The sequence below is a fragment of the Longispora fulva genome (assembly GCF_015751905.1).
In the GTDB taxonomy this organism is placed as follows: domain Bacteria; phylum Actinomycetota; class Actinomycetes; order Mycobacteriales; family Micromonosporaceae; genus Longispora; species Longispora fulva.
In genome coordinates, this window is sequence record NZ_JADOUF010000001.1 from 3474777 (window position 1) to 3491683 (window position 16907).

15 protein-coding genes are annotated in these 16907 nt (G+C 72.7%); 11 read left to right on the top strand and 4 right to left on the bottom strand.

What is annotated here, in order from left to right; translation table 11 throughout:
• Window positions 1-72: 72 nt before the first annotated feature.
• Entirely contained in the window at window positions 73-765 is a 693-nt protein-coding gene (locus IW245_RS15290) for a response regulator transcription factor (protein WP_197003842.1), read from the top strand.
• A 36-nt stretch (window positions 766-801) separates the two neighbouring features.
• Here the strand turns inward: IW245_RS15290 and IW245_RS15295 are convergent, their stop codons facing one another.
• On the bottom strand, window positions 802-3042 hold the full coding sequence (locus IW245_RS15295; RefSeq protein WP_197003843.1) for a M9 family metallopeptidase: 2241 nt from the start codon (window positions 3040-3042) through the stop codon (window positions 802-804).
• A gap of 165 nt (window positions 3043-3207) precedes the next feature.
• Here IW245_RS15295 and IW245_RS15300 point away from each other — a divergent pair, with 165 nt between their 5' ends.
• Genes IW245_RS15300 through IW245_RS15310 form a run of 3 tightly spaced genes read left to right on the top strand, consistent with a single transcriptional unit; the run spans window position 3208 to window position 5486 of the window.
• Window positions 3208-4155 carry a LysR family transcriptional regulator gene (locus tag IW245_RS15300; RefSeq protein ID WP_197003844.1) on the top strand — a complete coding sequence of 316 codons (948 nt, stop codon included), beginning with the start codon at window positions 3208-3210 and terminating at the stop codon, window positions 4153-4155.
• 60 nt (window positions 4156-4215) lie between these two features.
• Entirely contained in the window at window positions 4216-5013 is a 798-nt protein-coding gene (locus tag IW245_RS15305) for a thymidylate synthase (protein WP_197003845.1), read from the top strand.
• Window positions 5010-5486: a dihydrofolate reductase gene (locus IW245_RS15310; protein ID WP_197003846.1), complete on the top strand. Its 477-nt coding sequence runs from the start codon at window positions 5010-5012 to the stop codon at window positions 5484-5486. Before IW245_RS15305 ends, IW245_RS15310 begins: the two co-directional genes overlap by 4 nt.
• Window positions 5487-5529: 43 nt before the next feature.
• Here the strand turns inward: IW245_RS15310 and IW245_RS15315 are convergent, their stop codons facing one another.
• On the bottom strand, window positions 5530-6894 hold the full coding sequence (locus IW245_RS15315; protein ID WP_197003847.1) for an FAD-dependent oxidoreductase: 1365 nt from the start codon (window positions 6892-6894) through the stop codon (window positions 5530-5532).
• A 212-nt stretch (window positions 6895-7106) separates the two neighbouring features.
• Here IW245_RS15315 and IW245_RS15320 point away from each other — a divergent pair, with 212 nt between their 5' ends.
• Both IW245_RS15320 and IW245_RS15325 read left to right on the top strand, forming a co-directional pair.
• Complete coding sequence (locus IW245_RS15320; RefSeq protein WP_197003848.1) at window positions 7107-8381, top strand: acyltransferase family protein; 1275 nt, start codon at window positions 7107-7109, stop codon at window positions 8379-8381.
• Window positions 8382-8506: 125 nt separating this feature from the next.
• Entirely contained in the window at window positions 8507-9295 is a 789-nt protein-coding gene (locus tag IW245_RS15325; RefSeq protein ID WP_197003849.1) for a COG4705 family protein, read from the top strand.
• A 59-nt stretch (window positions 9296-9354) separates the two neighbouring features.
• On the opposite strand, the gene IW245_RS15330 is transcribed toward IW245_RS15325, so the two are convergent.
• Window positions 9355-9753: a hypothetical protein gene (locus IW245_RS15330; protein WP_197003850.1), complete on the bottom strand. Its 399-nt coding sequence runs from the start codon at window positions 9751-9753 to the stop codon at window positions 9355-9357.
• Between the two features lie 304 nt (window positions 9754-10057).
• Here IW245_RS15330 and IW245_RS15335 point away from each other — a divergent pair, with 304 nt between their 5' ends.
• Entirely contained in the window at window positions 10058-11368 is a 1311-nt protein-coding gene (locus IW245_RS15335; protein ID WP_197003851.1) for a HAMP domain-containing sensor histidine kinase, read from the top strand.
• Here IW245_RS15335 and IW245_RS15340 read toward each other — a convergent pair.
• Window positions 11340-12026, bottom strand: coding sequence for a response regulator transcription factor (locus IW245_RS15340; protein WP_197003852.1), 687 nt, complete (start codon window positions 12024-12026; stop codon window positions 11340-11342). The genes IW245_RS15335 and IW245_RS15340 overlap by 29 nt on opposite strands.
• 55 nt (window positions 12027-12081) lie before the next feature.
• Here IW245_RS15340 and IW245_RS15345 point away from each other — a divergent pair, with 55 nt between their 5' ends.
• The 4 genes from IW245_RS15345 to IW245_RS15360 all read left to right on the top strand — a co-directional run bounded on the left by IW245_RS15345 (window position 12082) and on the right by IW245_RS15360 (window position 16883).
• A complete protein-coding gene (locus tag IW245_RS15345; RefSeq protein ID WP_197003853.1) occupies window positions 12082-12585 on the top strand; it encodes a hypothetical protein in 504 nt (167 codons plus the stop codon).
• Window positions 12586-12710: 125 nt separating this feature from the next.
• Window positions 12711-15200, top strand: coding sequence for a HAMP domain-containing protein (locus tag IW245_RS15350; RefSeq protein ID WP_197003854.1), 2490 nt, complete (start codon window positions 12711-12713; stop codon window positions 15198-15200).
• A 1-nt stretch (window position 15201) separates the two neighbouring features.
• On the top strand, window positions 15202-16404 hold the full coding sequence (gene pgsB / locus IW245_RS15355) for a poly-gamma-glutamate synthase PgsB (protein ID WP_197003855.1): 1203 nt from the start codon (window positions 15202-15204) through the stop codon (window positions 16402-16404).
• Window positions 16401-16883, top strand: a complete 483-nt coding sequence (locus tag IW245_RS15360) for a poly-gamma-glutamate biosynthesis protein PgsC/CapC (protein WP_197003856.1) — start codon at window positions 16401-16403, stop codon at window positions 16881-16883. Before pgsB ends, IW245_RS15360 begins: the two co-directional genes overlap by 4 nt.
• Window positions 16884-16907 lie beyond the last annotated feature (24 nt).

The window sequence follows — 16907 nt, forward strand, 5'->3', positions numbered from 1 at the left end:
CACCCGCCGGGGGTCGGCGCACGGTAGCCTCGGGCCCCTGAGTGTCCGCCCCGCAGCGCAGGCAGGTGACCCGTGGCCAGGATCCTGATCGCCGAGGACGCCGCCGACGTGCGCGACGCCCTCGAACGCGCCCTCGTCGCCGCCGGGCACCAGGTCTGCGCCCGCGAGTCGGGCATGGCGATGCTGCGGGAGGTGACCCGCTGGAAGCCCGAACTCGTCGTCCTCGACCTCGGCCTGCCCGACCTGGACGGCGGCCTCGTCCTGGACATGGTGCGCAGCATGTCCGAGGTGCCGGTCGTCATCGCCAGCGGACGCGGCCACGACAAGGACGTGACGCGACTGCTGCTGGCGGGCGCCGACGACTACCTGGTCAAGCCGTACTCCGCGGCCGAGCTCGACGCCCGGATCCGCGCCGTCCTGCGCCGCACCCAACCGGAACCACCGGCCCTGCTGGTCGTGGGCGGCCTGCGGATCGACCCGGTCGGCCGGCAGGCGACCATCGACGGCCGCGACCTGCGCCTCACCCGGCTGGAGTTCGAGCTGCTCAGCCACCTCGCCGAACGCCGCGACCGCACCGTCCCGCGGGCCGAACTCACCCGACGGCTACGGCCGCACGTCCCGGCCGGCGGGCGCGACACGATCGACACCCACGTGTACGCGGTGCGCCGCAAGCTCGGCGAGTCCGCCGCGCGGCCCGCCTACCTGCACACGGTGCGCGGCGTCGGCTACCAGCTCGGCGCCCCGCCACAGGTCGACGGGGCCTGACCGGGTTCCGGGTGCCCGGAACCCGGTCAGCTGGACCTAGTAGTGCACGGTCACGGTCACGCCGGTGAAGGTCGAGACCGCGTACAGGCTGATGTAGCGGTAGCCGGCCGTCGTGTTCGACACGGTGAGCGTCTCCGTGGTGCCGGCGTTCGTCGACCGCGCGGTGTACGCCGACGGGGTCGCCCACCCGGCCGGGTTGTAGTACAGGTCGGGGTTCCCGGTGCCGCCGGAGGTGCTGACGGTCAGGGTCGTGCTGCCGGCCGGCAGGTAGAGGAACAGGTAGTCCAGGTTGCCGGTGGTGGCCGACCGGTCGGCGCGCGAGCAGTCCCGGCCGAGCGCGCGGATGTCCGGGTCGGTGCAGGCCGGGGGCGGGACGTCGGCCGAGGCGCACGCCCCGGCGTTGCACGCGGTCAGCCAGCCGTCGAAGTCGGCGTCGTAGCGGGTGCCGATGGTGCTGTTGTAGTACGCGTACCCGCCTGCGTAGTCGCCGACCCGGAACTTCGCGAGGCTGGCCAGCACGTCGGAGCGGTGTTTCTCCAGCATGTAGCGGACCGCGAGGTAGCCCCAGTTGTAGGTGCGGGTCTGGTTGGTGTTGGCGTAGGTGGTCTGCCACAGGGTGCTCAGCGCGTACGTGTGGTTGCCGGCCTGGGTGATCGCAGCGGTGTAGTCCACGTGACGGTAGCTGTAGGAGACGTACTCGGCGAAGCCCTCGACCCACCAGATGTCCGGGACGACCTGGCCGGCGGAGAAGTCCCCGGACATGTCGAAGCGGCCGTCGAGGTAGTGGGTGTACTCGTGGTTGAGGTTCCAGATCCCCGGGATCACCGGCAGCGCGCGCGGGTCCTCGAACGCCAGGAACCGGGGCTGGTTGCCGGCCGCCGACGGGGTGCCCTCCAGGTACATGCCGCCGTTGTTGATGTCGATGCCGAAGATGGGGTACGCGTACGCCTGGTAGTTCGCGGAGTTGTCGAAGATGACCAGTTCGATGTTCGTGTTCAGGTCGCCGGCGACCGGGCCGCTGTCGGCGACGACGGTGTGGAAGTACGCGTCCTGGTCCCGCACGCTGGTGCACGTGCCGGTCAGCTGCGCCGGGGTGAGGTCCTGGGCCCGGACCGTGTGCCCGGCGTCGCAGGCGTGCGTGGTCGGCAGCGCGGTGGCGGCCAGCCGGGTGGCGTAGTCGCACGTGCCGTAGTAGGCGCAGTTGCCGCCGTCGAACCAGTCGATCGACTTGGCGATCATCCCCCACACCCCGGCGCCGGCGGCGATGGAGTTCAGCGATGTGGCGTCGACCAGGCCCTTGGCCAGCGGCCGGGTCCTGGACCGCGAGGCGGTCTGGTCGAGGAGCCGGGACAGCTCCCGCGCGGCGTTGATGACCCGCAGCGCGGACGCGCCGCCCCCGGCGAGCACGGGCCGGTTGTTGTACGCCAGGTTGCGCAGCCCGTCGGCCACGCCCGGGTCCGCGTTGAACGCCGCGAGGAACGCCGGCTGGGAATGGGCGCGCCACAGGTTGCCGTACAGGTCATCGACGGTCTTCCTCAGCCACGCACCGGCGGCGGCTTCGGCGTACCCGTTGAGGATCCGCTGGTAGGCGCCCTGGTAGCGGCCCGACTCCTGGGCCCAGTCGACGATGATCAGCCACTCGTCGAGGACCTGCGCGTGGGCCTCGGCCGCGTCGGAGAAGTGCCCGTTGGCGACGAACGCGTCCAGGCCGGCGTCGAGGGCCGTCCGCAGGGCGGTGCCGTAGGAGCCGACGGAGGCGTTGCGGGACTGGACCCAGTACCCGCCGTGCAGGAAGTACTGGAGCTGCAGGACGTTGGTCGAGTTGTCGCCCGGGTAGGCCGTCGCGGCGTCCCGGTAGGCGGTGGCGACGGTGACCATCTGCGCCTCGCGGAAGATGTTGTACGCGTCGGCGCCGGTGACGTCGAACAGCTTGCCGAGGCAGGTGAGGTCGGCGGCCCTGACGAAGCTGACCAGCGCCGCGTCGGTCTTCGAACCGAAGTCGGCCGGCACGCAGGGAGCCGCGGCCATCCTGGACGCGCCGGCGACACCCCCGAAACCCGGTCGCGGGGGTACGTCCGCCGGCGTCAACGGCCGGCTCTGGTGCCCCGGCGCGTCGAGGTCCGCGACCGGCGGAGCGGACGGCGGGGCCGACGGGGCCGGCCGGGCCGGGGCGGGCCTGGCCGGTGCCGCGACGGCCGGGCCGGCGACCAGGCCGACCATGGCCACGGCCGCCACGGCGACGGAGACGAGTTTGGGCACAGCGAGGGTTCTGTACATCGTGGATCCTCTGAGGGGAGGGGTGAGGTGTGATGCGAAGAATTTCATGCCGTACCGCCGGGAACAACGCGCCGAGGGGATGCGAAAACCGCAGGCGGGGCATAACATCGGCGTCCCGTGACCACCCGGCGGGTACCGTGGCCCGTCCCGAGAGAGGACCCGCCGATGGAGCTGGAACTACGGCATCTGCGGATCCTGTGCGCCCTCGCCGACCTGGGCAGCGTCGGCCGGGCCGCCGTCGCGGTGGGAGCCACCCAGCCGGCGATGAGCACCCAGCTGCGGCGGATCGAGCGGATGTTCGGCGAGCCGCTGTTCCTGCGCAGCGGCACCGGAGTGGAACTGACCCCGCACGGCCTGGAGGTCGTCGCCCAGGCCCGCGAGGTGCTGGCCCGCGCGGACAACCTGGGCCGCCGGCCCGCCACCCCGCCCGTGCGCACCCTGCGCCTCGGCGCGATCAACACCCCGGCCCTGCCCGGCCTCCTCGCCCGGCTGCGGGGCGCGATGCCGGACCTGCGCGTGGTGGTGATCAACGAGTACGCCACCGGCGACCTCGTCACCCTGCTCGAGAACGACCAGCTCGACGTGGCCCTCGGCGCGGACTACCCCGGCCGGGAACTCGCGCTCTCCCCCGGTCTGGCCCACCGCGCCATCGTCACCGAGCCGACGTTCGTGGCACTGCCCCCCGACCACCGGCTCGCGCACCACACCGAGGTACCGCTCAGCGAACTGTCCGGCGACGCCTGGTTCGTCACCCCGGACGACGGGGCCGGCTGGCCCGGCGTCTTCTACGCCGCGTGCCGGGCGGCGGGCTTCACGCCGGACACGGTGCACGAGGTCATGGCACTCGACCAGCTGGAGGCGATGATCTTCCAGGGGATGGGCGTGACGGCGGTGCAGCCGACCCACCGGGCAAGCGACCGGATGCTGATCAGACCACTGGCCGGCACGCCGATCTGGTTCCGGCACCTGCTGCTGTGGCGCACGGACAGCCCGTGCGGGGACGTGGCCGACGCGCTGCACCACTACGTCACCGGCGCGTACCGGGACCTGATCGCGCACGCGCCGCACTACCAGGCATGGGCCACCCGCCACTACGCGGCACCACGCCCCTAGCCTCCACCACCGGCGCACCGTCCCCGTGGAGGGCGCCGCCAGCCGTTATACGCTGAGCGGATGCCGGACACCCAGTACGAGGACCTCCTGCGGCACGTGTTGTCGACGGGGACCCGCAAGGAAGACCGCACGGGCACGGGGACGCGCTCGGTGTTCGGGTACCAGATGAGGTTCGCCCTGGATCGCGGATTCCCGCTGGTCACGACCAAGCGGGTGCACTTCCGGTCCGTCGCCTACGAGCTGCTGTGGTTCCTGCGCGGCGACCGCAACGTCGGCTGGCTGCGCGAGAACCGGGTCACGATCTGGGACGAGTGGGCGGCCCCCGACGGCGACCTCGGCCCGGTCTACGGGGTCCAGTGGCGCTCCTGGCCGACCCCGGACGGCGGCCACATCGACCAGATCAGTGAGCTCCTGACGACTCTGCGTGAGAATCCGGACTCCCGGCGCATGATCGTGTCGGCCTGGAACGTCGGGGAGATCCCCCAGATGGCGCTGCCGCCGTGCCACGCGTTCTTCCAGTTCCACGTGGCCGACGGCAGGCTGTCCTGCCAGCTCTACCAGCGCAGCGCCGACCTGTTCCTGGGCGTGCCGTTCAACATCGCCAGCTACGCGCTGCTGACCCACATGATCGCCGCGCAGGTCGGCCTGGAGGTCGGCGACTTCATCTGGACGGGCGGGGACTGCCACATCTACGACAACCACGTCGACCAGGTGACCGAACAGCTCAGCCGGGAGGCCTACGAGTTCCCCCGCCTGACCCTGCATAAGGCCGACTCGCTGTTCGACTACGCCTACGAGGACTTCGAGATCGTCGGCTACCGGCACCACCCGGCGATCAAGGCCCCGGTGGCGGTATGACCCTCGGGCTGATCTGGGCACAGGCCGCCAACGGCGTGATCGGCCTGGACGGCGCCCTGCCGTGGCACCTGCCGGAGGACATGGCGCACTTCCGGACCCTGACCGCCGGCGCCACGATGATCATGGGTCGCAAGACGTGGGACTCGTTGCCGGCCCGGTTCCGGCCGCTGCCCGGCCGGCGCAACCTGGTGCTGACCCGGCAGACCGGCTGGCGGGCCGAGGGCGCCGAGGTGTTCGCCTCCCTCGCCGAGGCCCTGGCGGCGGCGGCCGGCGCGGACGTCTGGGTGATGGGCGGTGCCGCGGTCTACGCAGAGGCGCTGCCGCTCGCCGACCGGGTGGTGGTGACAGAGCTGGCCGAGGCGTTCGACGGCGACGTGTCCGCGCCGGAGGTGCACCGGCCGGTGCTCGCCGCGACCGACTGGGCCGAGTCGAGCACCGGGCTGCACTATCGGTGGGTCACCTACGGCGGATAGCCGCCGTCAGGCATCGCCATCGCGCGACATGTCGGCGCCGCCGTCAGGCGCCGCTGTGGTGGAGCATGTCCTCACGGTCGACGACCTTCACCCGTTCGCGGCCCTCGGCGGTGCCCAGGTCACGCTCGTGGGCGTCGAGCTGGTTCCAGCCGGCCCACGTGGTGTACCGGACGCCCTGGTCGCGCAGGTGGGCGACGACGGCGTCGGGCTCCGGGGCCGCCGCGCCGGGCAGGTCGCCGGCCGCGTGGTCGGCGAGCAGGCAGGCGACCGTCTCGTTGGCGTCGCCCTTGGTGTGGCCGATCAGGCCGACGGGGCCGCGCTTGATCCAGCCGGTGACGTACGTGCCGGTCTGGTGGGAGCCGTCTGCGGCGAGGACCCGGCCGGACCGGTGCGGGACGGTGCCGGAGATCGGGTCGAAGGGGAGCTTGGGCAGCTCGTCGGAGTAGTAGCCGACGGCGCGGTAGACGGCTCGCACGTCCCAGTCGGTGAACCGGCCGGTGCCCCGGACATTGCCGGTGCCGTCGAGTTCGGTTCGCTCGGTGCGCAGGCCGCTCACCCGGCCGTCGGCGCCGAGCACCTCGACCGGGGACTCGAAGAAGTGCAGGTGCACCCGGTGCCGGCGGTCGCCGACATCGCGGATGGCCCAGTTCTCGATGGTCGAGGCGACCATGTCGACGTGCTTGCTGGCCCGGCGCTCGGCGGCCGAGCCCTCGTCGTACTCGATGTCCTCCGGGTCGACGATGACCTCGATGTTCGGAGAGTGGTCGAGTTCGCGCAGCTCCATGGGGCTGAACTTGGCCTGGGCCGGGCCTCGACGGGCGAAGACGTGCACCTCCCGGGCCCGGTTGCCGCGCAGGCCGGCGTGCACGTTCGGCGGGATCTCGGTGGGCAGCAGCTCCTCGGCGGTCTTGGCCAGGATCCGGGCCACGTCCAGGGCGACGTTGCCGGCGCCGAGGACGGCGACCTTCTCCGCGTCCAGCGGCCACGTGCGCGGCACGTCGGGGTGCCCGTCGTACCAGGAGACGAAGTCCGCCGCGCCGTAGGAGCCGTCCAGGCCGACGCCGGGGATGTCCAGCGCCCGGTCGGCGGTCGCGCCGGTGGCGAAGACCGTGGCGTCGTAGAACCGGTGCAGGTCGTCGAGGGTGAGGTCGTTCGGGTAGTCGACGTTGCCGAACAGCCGGATCTGCGGCTTGTCCAGCACCTTGTGCAGGGCGGTCACGATGCCCTTGATCCGCGGGTGGTCGGGGGCCACGCCGTAGCGGATCAGCCCGAAGGGGGCCGGCATCCGTTCGAACAGGTCGATCGAGACCCCGGGCTCGGCGGCGGCGTCGGACTTCAGCAGGGCATCGGCGGCGTAGACCCCGGCGGGGCCGGCTCCGACGATCGCGATCCGGATCGGGCGGGACATGACAGGACGCTCCTCCGAGCAGACGGGTCGGCGGGCGGACCGATGGTTGCTTGCAGTAAACCCGGGCCGCGCGCGGTCGGGTAGGCGGCCAGCGCCGATAGGGTCATAGGTCACACCTATGAGTCCTGGCGGCGGAGGTACCGCTAGCCGTACCCCGAAGAGGAGTGGCTGCGGGATCGTGCGGGGCCGGCCGGTTGGGGAGGCTCGATGGCATGCAAACGAGGGACCGGTTCGTTGACGCGCTGCGGGCGCTGGGCACCGTGGCGGTGGTACTGCTGCACTGGCTCATGCCGGTCGTGGCCTGGGACGGCCACCGGCTGGACATCGGCAACGCGCTGTCGGGCACCGGCGGTTGGGCGGTGACCTGGGTGGCCCAGATCATGCCGCTGATGTTCTTCGCCGCCGGGTGCGCCACGTACGGCTCGCTGCGCCGGTCGACCGACGGCTGGTCGTTCCTGCGCCGCCGGCTCGGACGGCTGCTGTGGCCGATCGGCGTGTTCCTCGCGGTGTGGGCCGTGGCCGGGCCGGCGCTCGTCGCCGCCGGGGTGCCGTGGGCCGCCGTCCGGCGCGCGGCCGGCACCGCCCCGCAACTGCTGTGGTTCATCGCCGTGTACCTGCTGGTGCTCGCCTGCGCCCCGCTGTTCGGCCGGCTGCACGGCCGGTACCGGTGGAAGGTGCTGGTCGGGCTCGCCGGGTGCGCCGTCGCGGTGGACGTGGCCCGGTTCGCCACCGGCGTCACCGAACTCGGCTACCTCAACGCCGTGGTCGTCTGGCTCATCCCGCACCAGCTCGGCTTCTTCCACGCCGACGGCACCCTCGCCGGCTGGTCACGCCGCCGACTGGGGGCGGTCGCCGGGGCCGGAGTGGCGGTGCTGGCCGGCCTCGTGGCGCTCGGCCCGTACCCGGCGAGCATGATCGGGATGCCCGGGGCCGCGATGTCCAACATGAATCCGCCGACGGTGTGCCTGGTGGCGCTCACCGGGTACCAGATAGCGCTCGTCCTGCTCCTGCGACCGCTGATCCTGCGGCTGCCGGACCGGCCGGTGCGGTGGGTCCAGCGGCACAGCATGACCGTGTACCTGTGGCACCTGACCGCCGCCTTCCTGGTCTTCGGGGTGCTCCTGCTCGGCCTCGGCGTCACGCCGCCGGCCCCCGGCACCGCGACCTGGTGGTGGACCCGCCCGCTGTGGCTCGCCGGCCTCGGGCTGCTGCTCGCGGTGTTCGTCGGTGCGTTCCGGTGGGCGGAGCAGCGCGACATGCGGCTGCCCCGGCCGCGGGTCGGACTGCTCGGCTACGTCGGGCTGGCCTGCCTGCTCGGGGCGCTACTGCTGGTCATCACCGGTGGCACGCTGCCGCCGCTGGACCGGGGCCTGGACGGGGTGCTGCGCAGCGACCAGGCCCTGGCCGTGCTGCTCGGCGCGCTCGGCGTGGCACTGGGCGTCCTGGCCCGCCGACCGGCGGCGGGCGCGGTCTCCTCGACCACCTGAGCGGCGCCGGGCAAGGGCGCGACAAGGGGCCCGGAGTGTTGACTCTCATCCGCATAGCCGCGATTGTCGGATAGAGGATGAGATCGCCACTCCGTACCCGGGTGTCTCGTTAGGAAGAAGTGCGCATGAAGAAGCTCCCACAGGTCACCCTGATCTTCTGGATCATGAAGATAGCCGCGACGACACTCGGCGAGACGGCCGGTGACCTCCTCGCGCAGACCATGAAGGTGGGCTACGCGGTCAGCTCGCTCGTCCTGGTGGGCCTGTTCCTCGTCAGCCTGGTGACCCAACTGCGGGCGAAGCGCTTCCACCCGGCGCTGTACTGGACGGTGATCCTGTCGACCAGCACCGCCGGCACCACAATGTCGGACTTCATGAACCGCACCGCCGGCCTCGGCTACGCCACCGGCGCGGTCGTGCTGATCACCCTGTTGGCCGTGGTGTTCTCGATCTGGTACCTGAGCGGGCACACCTTCGCCGTCGACGACATCAGCACGTTCCGCGGCGAGGTGCTGTACTGGGCGGCGATCCTGATCTCCAACACCCTCGGCACGTCCCTGGGCGACTACCTCGCCGACGACACCGGGCTCGGGTTCCTCGGCGGCGCGGTCGTGGTCAGCGGCGCGATCACCCTGACGGTCCTCGCGCGCTACCTCACTCCGGTCTCCACCACACTGTTGTTCTGGGTCGCCTTCGTTCTCACCCGGCCGCTCGGCGCGACGGCCGGCGACTTCTTCAGCAAGCCGACGGTCAAGGGCGGGCTCGGCTACGGCACGGTCGGCGCGTCGCTCATCCTCGGGGGCGTCCTCGTCGCGCTGATCGGGTACTCCCTGTACCAGCAGCGGCGTGCGGCCGTCGCCGACGTACCGCACGACGGGGTACTGCCACCTCTGGAATCCCGGGTCATCACCTGAGCGGGGTTCGGGCGGTGGTGACCGGCGCCGGCCACCACCGCCCGAACACTCTCAGGTCCTTACAGGTTCGGGCCGCTGACCGGGGTCACCGCGACGAGCGAGGACGAGCCCTGGTACGTGCCGTCCACCGTGAAGCCCCAGTTCGGGGTGCTCGGCGCGTAGTACAGCGTGACGGACACGGTGCTGGCGTTGGTCCGGGTGTTGGTGACGTCGAGGAAGTTCCCCGTCTTCGACGCGTCCCAGCCGTGGACGTTGACCGTGAGCGCGCGGTGGCTGTGCAGGCAGGTGATGGTGCCGGTGTAGGCCACGTACGCGGGGTTGATGCCGCCGTTCGCGGGCTGGAACGAGGCGACGCACTCCGGAGTGGCGGCCTGCGCGGAACCGGCGGCGGCCAGGGACAGACCGGCGCCGAGGGTAACGGCGGCCACGGCGGTCACGAGACGCTTGATGTTGCTCAACTCTGCTCCTAAAGCATGTGGATGGACTTCGCCGCCCTCTGACGGGATCACCACGGAAGGCGACGCCGCAGACGCTAACAGGAAATCTTGTGCCCACTTGTCGGCTCAACTGCAACCCTTGTTACCCGGAAGCGACCAGAAAGCAAATTCTTCTGACATGCGGGTACGAGGGGATCGAGCGCTCCGTACAGAGTGGACGGTCTGAGCTGGAGGATCGGCGCACCGGCCAGGTGAACGCATCGACGCCCTTCGGTCACCGTGTGCTCAAGGTCATGTGCGAAACGTCACATGGTTCGATGGGGGCGTGAGACGCAGGTTCATGTGGGTGACGCTGGCCGCCACCGCGCTCGTGATCGTCGTGTTCGCCGTGCCCATGGCCTGGTTCGCGCACCACACCGCCGGGGAGCGCGCGCTGGGCGACGCGCGCCGCGACGCCGACGCGATCGCGGCGGTCCTGCGGGTCACCACCGACCCGAAGGAGGTCTCCGAGGCGCTCGCCGCGATGCCCGCCGGCAGCGAACGGCGGGTCGTGGTGCTGCTGCCCAGCGGCATGTCCATCGGCGCGAGGTCGAGCCCGATGGTGGACCCGGCGCTGGCGGGGGCCGCCGCGCGCGGCCGGCCCGCGACCGTCGCCGTCGAGGGCGGGTACGTGCTGCTGCGGCCAGTCACCGTGGCCGACGGCGGGGTCGCGGTCGCCGAGGTCTACGTGCCCGACGCCGACGCGGCGTGGCGCGTGCGGACCGCGTGGCTCGGGCTCCTCGGGCTGGGCACGCTGCTGCTGGCCGCCTCGGCGCTGCTGGCCGACCGGCTCGCCCGACAGGTCGTCCGGTCCAGCGTGGACCTGGCGCTGGCCGCCGAGCGGCTCGGGGCCGGCGACCTGGAGGTGCGGGTGGACCCGGCCGGGCCGCCGGAGATCCACACGGCCGGGGTGGCGTTCAACGCGATGGCCGCGCGGATCACGGCGTTGCTGGCCATGGAGCGCGAGCTGGTCGCCGACCTGTCGCACCGGCTGCGTACCCCTCTGACGGTGTTGCGGTTGAATGCCGAGTCGCTGCCCGCCGGGTCCGCCCGCGACCGGGTCGTGGAGGCGACCGCCAGCCTGGGGCGCGAGGTCGACGCGATCGTCGCCCGGGCCCGCCGGCCGCTCGTCGTCGAGGAGTCCGGCTCGTGCGACCTCGCCGGGGTGGTGGCCGACCGGATCGCGTTCTGGGCGGTGCTCGCCGAGGACCAGGGCCGACGCCGGCACGAGTCCGGACTCGACACCCCCCTGTACGTGCCGGTGCCCGCCAGCACCGTGCAGGAGGTCCTCGACGTCGTGCTCGGCAACGTCTTCCACCACACCCCGCCGGGGACCACCTACCACGTCGGCCTGCGCCGGATCGGCGACGCCGTCGAACTCGCCGTCGAGGACGCCGGCCCCGGCATCCGCGCGCCGGAACTGGCCCTGGTGCGCGGGAACAGCGGGGCGCACTCAACCGGACTGGGGCTCGACATCGCGCAGCGGTTGGCCGGTACGTGCGGCGGGCGCCTGACCGTGACGTCCTCCGCCCTGGGCGGGGCGCGGGTGGCCCTCACCCTGCCGACGGTCAGCCGGCCGGCGGCCGGACCAGCTTGATGCCGACCCCGCGCACCGTGTGCAGGTACCGGGGCCGGGCCGCCGTCTCGCCCAGCTTGCGGCGCAGCCAGGACACGTGCACGTCGACCGTGCGGTCGTCCCCGCCGTACGGCGAACGCCACACGTCGGCCAGGAGCTGCGGACGGGTCACGACCTGGCCGACGCGGGCCGCGAGATACGCAAGCAGCTCGAACTCCCGCTTGCTCAGGCGCAGCGGCGCGTCGTCCAGCCAGGCCTCACGCGCCGTCAGGTCGACCGTGAGCGTGCCCAGCACGATCGGGGCCGGTGGCCCGGCCTGCTTCGTGCGCCGGAGCACGGCGGCCACCCGGGCGGCGATCTGGGCCACCGAGAACGGTTTGACCACATAGTCGTCGGCGCCCTTGCCGAGCAGCCGGACGATGTCGCGTTCGTCGTCGCGCGCCGTGGCCACGATCACCGGCACCTGGGTCGCGGCCCGGATCATGGTGAGCAGCACCGCGCCGTCGAGGTCCGGCAGGCCGAGATCGAGCAGCACGACGTCTGGGTCACCCTGCGTGACGGCCCGAAGCCCGTCCATCGCCTTGCCCACGGCCTGGACACTGTGGCCATAAGGCGCCAGCTCGCGCACCAGGGTATGGCGGATACCCGGTTCATCCTCGATGACAAGTACGCGGGCCATGACTGGCAACATACCGGAACCACCGACGGCAGTGGGATTCGTGAATAATGCGGGCATGCGTCGTACCACCGTCATGGCCGTCGCCTGGCCCGCCGCCGCCGCAGTGGTCGGCGGCACGGTCTGGCTGAGCGTGTACCCGGCGTTCGTGGCCGATGCCGGCGGCGACCCCGGCCGGCCGCTCCCCCCCGCCCGCAGCGCCGCCCCCTCGCCGAGCGCCTACACCCTGGCCCAGGTGCGCCACCGGGAGCCCTCGCCGACCCCGTCGCCCACCCCGAAGCACTCCCCCACCTCGGTGATCAGGTCGGACGGCGCGGACACGGTCGTGCGGGTCGTGTACACCGACGGCGGCAGCGTCACGCTGTCCTATTCCAAGGACCGGGTCGACATGACCGGGGTGGAACCCATCGACGAGTACGTCGAGGTGGTGGTCGACCGCAAGAGCCCGACCCGGATCGTCGTCCGGCTGCAGTCGCCGGGGCACGTGAGCACGGTCGAGGCCTTCTGGGAGAGGCCCGGCGTGTCCAAGGCGAACGTGCACGAGGACGACGAGGAATGGTGACTCCGACCGTCTGGTCCGGATTGTCGTTCTTAGAGGGATGTTAGTGAACATTTAGGAACCCCTTAACGCACCGAACTTTACGCTCCGTCATGTCTGGGTTGTGTCAGGCGGGCATCGGAGGCGACATGGGTTCACAGGAGTGGCGACGCATCTGTCTGGACCGGCAGCTGCCCCGCCCGCGTCTGCCCGCCGGGGTCGCCGTGCCGTCGCGGGTCTGTGCCCTCGCGCTCGTCCTGGTCGCGGTGGCCGGCGTGGTGGGCCTCGCCGGGCCGGCGCACCCCTCGGTGCCGGGGGCCGTCGTCGAGGCGCAGACCCGGACGACGGAACTGGTCGCCGGGGGCATCCGCACCACGGCGATCACCGGCCTGCAAAGCCTCCTCGCCGCCGCGGAGGGCTACGCGCACAACGAGGCCGGACGGGACCCGCGGCACCTCGCGGAATCGGTCGTGGGTGGACGATCGACGTGGCGGGGCAGCGTGGTACTCGACCACGGCGGAACCGTCCAGGCCTACGGCGGACCGGTCCCCGTCGGAAGCCTCGCCGCCGGCTCCACGGCGGCGGGGGTGACGTCGGTGCGCGACGCCGCCGGGGTGCACCTCGTGGGGTTCGTGCCCCTGGCCGACGGCCGGGAGCTGGTCGCGTCGACGACGCTGCGGCCGCACCTGGCGCGGGTCGACGCCGGGCAGAGTCTCGTGCTCGTGCCGCGGGTCGGCGGATGGGCGGTCGCCCAGGGGGCCGCCGTCAGCTCCGACGATCCGGTGCTGTCGCCCCTGGTGGCGCGCGCGGCGGCCGACGCGGCGGGGCGCGGCGCGGCGAGCGTGGTCGGGACCGCGGCGCGAGCCGGTGCCGCTCCCGGGCCTACGGGTACCGCGCCTGGACCGGGTGCCACGGCCGGAGCCGGGCCTGGGCCACATGCCACGGGCGGAGCGGGGCCTGCGGGGGCCGGGGGCGCGACCGCAGGGGGTGGTTCCGCGGTCGGTACGACGGTGCCGGTCGTCAGTGCCGTGTCCACCGGGGACTCCGGGCTCACCGTCGTCTCGGTAGCGCACGTCGCCCTCCAGCCGCAGGGCTCGCCCTGGAGCGGCCTTCCCCTCGCACTCAGCCTGTGCGGGGTCGCCGTGGTGTGCCTGGTCCTGGGCCACATCGGCATCGTCGCCCCGCTCCGCCGGCTGCGTACCCACTGCTCGGCGGCGGCGATCGGCGACGGCGGCACCCACGCACCCCGGTGGCGGACCCGGGAGGTGGCCCGGATCGCCGACAGCGTCCGACGGCTCCGACGCCCGGGGCAACCACGGCCGACCCGTCCGGCCCTGAGCACCTGGCTGGTCGCCGTGCTGTGCGCCGCCGCGCCGATCGGGTGGGCCGTGGCCGCGGTCGCCCCCGACCAGGGCCACGAGCCTCCGGTGCCGGCGCAGGTGGCCGTCGACCTGCAGAACCAGGTCGACATCGTCGGGCGGACAGTGCAGCAGGCCCTCGACAGCGGACTGGCCCAGGTCAGCACCGCGGCCGGGGCCGGTGCGCCCGGGGTCGGGGCAGGCGCGGCCGGGGCGGCCGGGGCCGGGCCGGCCGGAGCCGGAGCCGCCGGGCCCGGGGCGGCTGGAGCCGGGGCGTCCGGGGCGGGGGCAGGCTCGGCCGGGATACGCGCGCAGCTCGACGCCCTCGCGGCGAACGGCCGTTTCCGCAGCGTCTACGTCGTCGACGCCACCGGCCGGGTGACCGCCGGTCCCGCCGGACGTGAGCCGCTGCGTCCCGCCGGACCTGTCCCGCCGGGCAGCGGGGTGGTCGTCGACGAGCGGGTCACCCGGGTCCCAGCCCTCTACGCGCACGCCCGGCTGGCCCCGGGTTCGGACCTCGTCGCCGAGTACGACATCCGCTACCTCTCGGCGCTGCTCGGTCGGGCGGACGGCCGGTTGCGGCTGGTGGACGAGCGGTTCCGCACCTGGGTGGACACGGAGGGCTACCAGGCGTTCGGCACGGTCCGCAACCAGCGGCTGCGGGACGCTGGCACCGCGGCGTTCGCCGGGCGGAGTTCCGTCGGCACCGTCACCGTCGCGGGTAGCCGGGCCGTGGTCACGGCCGTCGCCCTCGACTCGGAGAGCGCGACCCGGCACCTCGGACTGGCCGTGATCGCCGAGCGGCGCACCGGTGACCTGGACCTCGTCGAGCGGCGCGAACGCCACCGGCGGCTCCTGGTCGCCCTGGCCGCGGTGACGGTCGGGCTCGGCGGGCTGGGCTGGCACCTGTTCCTGGTCGCGCTGCCGCTGCGCCGGCTGGCGGGGGCGGCGGGGCGGCTGGCGGACGGGGACACGCGTACCCCGATATCGCTGGCCCGGCAGGACGAGATCGGCGCGATCGCCCTGTGCCTGGACATCTGCCGCCAGGTCGCGCTGTACGGCCCGGAACGGCTCGGTGGCGCCACCCGGCTGCGCGGGGCCGTCGGGGTGCCCACCATGGTGCTGCCGATCATCCCGGGCCCGCGCGGACCGGACCCGGTCGGGGCCACCGCGCCCGTCCCGAGAGCCAGGGCTGTCGTTCCCGTGCCGCGGGCCGGGGCCGTCGTTCCCGCGCCGCGCGCCGCGTCCGCCGCGCCCGTGTCGCGGGTCGGGAGGCGCTGACATGTCGGTCCTCGCCCTCGCGTTCCTGGCCCTGTGCGTCGCGCTGCTGGTCGCCGGCGTCGTCGAACAACGCCACCACCACCGCCACCTGCGCGGCATTCCGACCCGGGTGCTCGTCAACGGCATCCGGGGCAAGAGCTCCATCACCCGGCTGTGCGCCGGAGCGCTGCGCGGCGGCGGGCAGGTGGTGGTGGCCAAGACAACGGGTACCGCCGCCCGGTTCATCTACCCCGACGCCACCGAGGAGCCGGTGTACCGCAAGTTCGGGATCGCCAACGTCGTCGAGCAGATCGGGATCGTCCGGCGCGCGGCGGCGTTCCACCCCGACGTACTCGTCATCGAGTGCATGGCCGTGATGCCGGCGTTGCAGGAGATCAACCAGTCCAAGCTCATCGAGTCCACGATCGGCGTGCTGTGCAACGTGCGGGAGGACCACCTCGCCGAGATGGGGCCCACGCTCGACGACGTGGCCCGGTCCCTGTCGCGGTCGATGCCCGTCGGCGGGATCTGCGTCACGGCGGAGCGGGACCGGGTGGAGATCCTCCGCGCGGAGGCCCGGCGGCGCGACTGCCGGCTGATCGAGGTCGACCCCGAGGGCGTCACCGACGAGGAGATGCGCGCGTTCGGCTGGATCACGTTCAAGGACAACGTGGCCATCGCCCTCGCGGTCGCCGAGCTGTGCGGCGTGCGGCGCGAGGACGCCTTCGCCGGCATGTGGGCCGCGCCGCCCGATCCGGGGGTGCTGACCGTCGAACGGTTCCGCGTCCCCGGCGGCGAACTGGCCGTCGCGAACGTGTTCGCCGCGAACGACCCGGAGTCCACCCTCCTCAACATCCGCCGCCTGCACGAACAGGACATGATCCGCCGCCCCCTGCACGTGGTGATCAACTGCCGGCCGGACCGGGTGGAGCGCAACGGGCAGATGGGCGCCCTGATCGGCGACATCGACCCGGAGCGGGTGATCCTGATCGGCGAGCCCACCCGCAGCGCCCGCGGCACGGTTCCCGCCGGCTGGCAGGACCGGATCTTCGACCTCGGTGGCCGGCGCTCCCCGCGCGACCTCCTCGACCAGATCACCGCCGGGGTCGACGGACACGTCTCCCTCGTCACGGTCGGCAACATCCACGGCCAGGGCGAGCTCCTCCTGGAGGAGTTGGCGACACTGCCCCGGGTCGACCACGCCACCCCCGGAAGGCCCTCATGATCACCGTCGAACTCGCCCCGGAGACCGCCACCCTCGCCCTCGGGGCCGGCCTCGTGTTCTCCCTGCTGTGCTACCTGATGACGAACCTGTCCCCCGGCGGCATGATCACCCCGGGCTGGCTCGCGCTGTCCCTGCTGCAGGACTACCGGCAGGCCGCCCTCGTGGTGGTGATGACGGCGGTCACCTACGGGGCGACGGTGCTGCTGCAGAAGGTCGTCATCCTGTACGGCAAACGCCTCTTCGCCGCGGTGGTGCTGCTCAGCGTTGTCCTGCAACTGTGCCTGTTCGCGCTGATCCAGCACGACTTCCCGCTGCTGTTCGTGCACGAGACGCTCGGCTTCGTCGCCCCGGGGCTCATCGCCTACCAACTGGTCCGCCAGCCGCCGCTCACGACGATCCTGGCGACAGTCACGGTGTCGGCGGCCGCGTACGCGGTGATGATCAGCGGTGTGCTCGCCGGGGTCGTGCCGTCCGTGTGAGAGCGGTCGTCCCCGTCCTCCGTC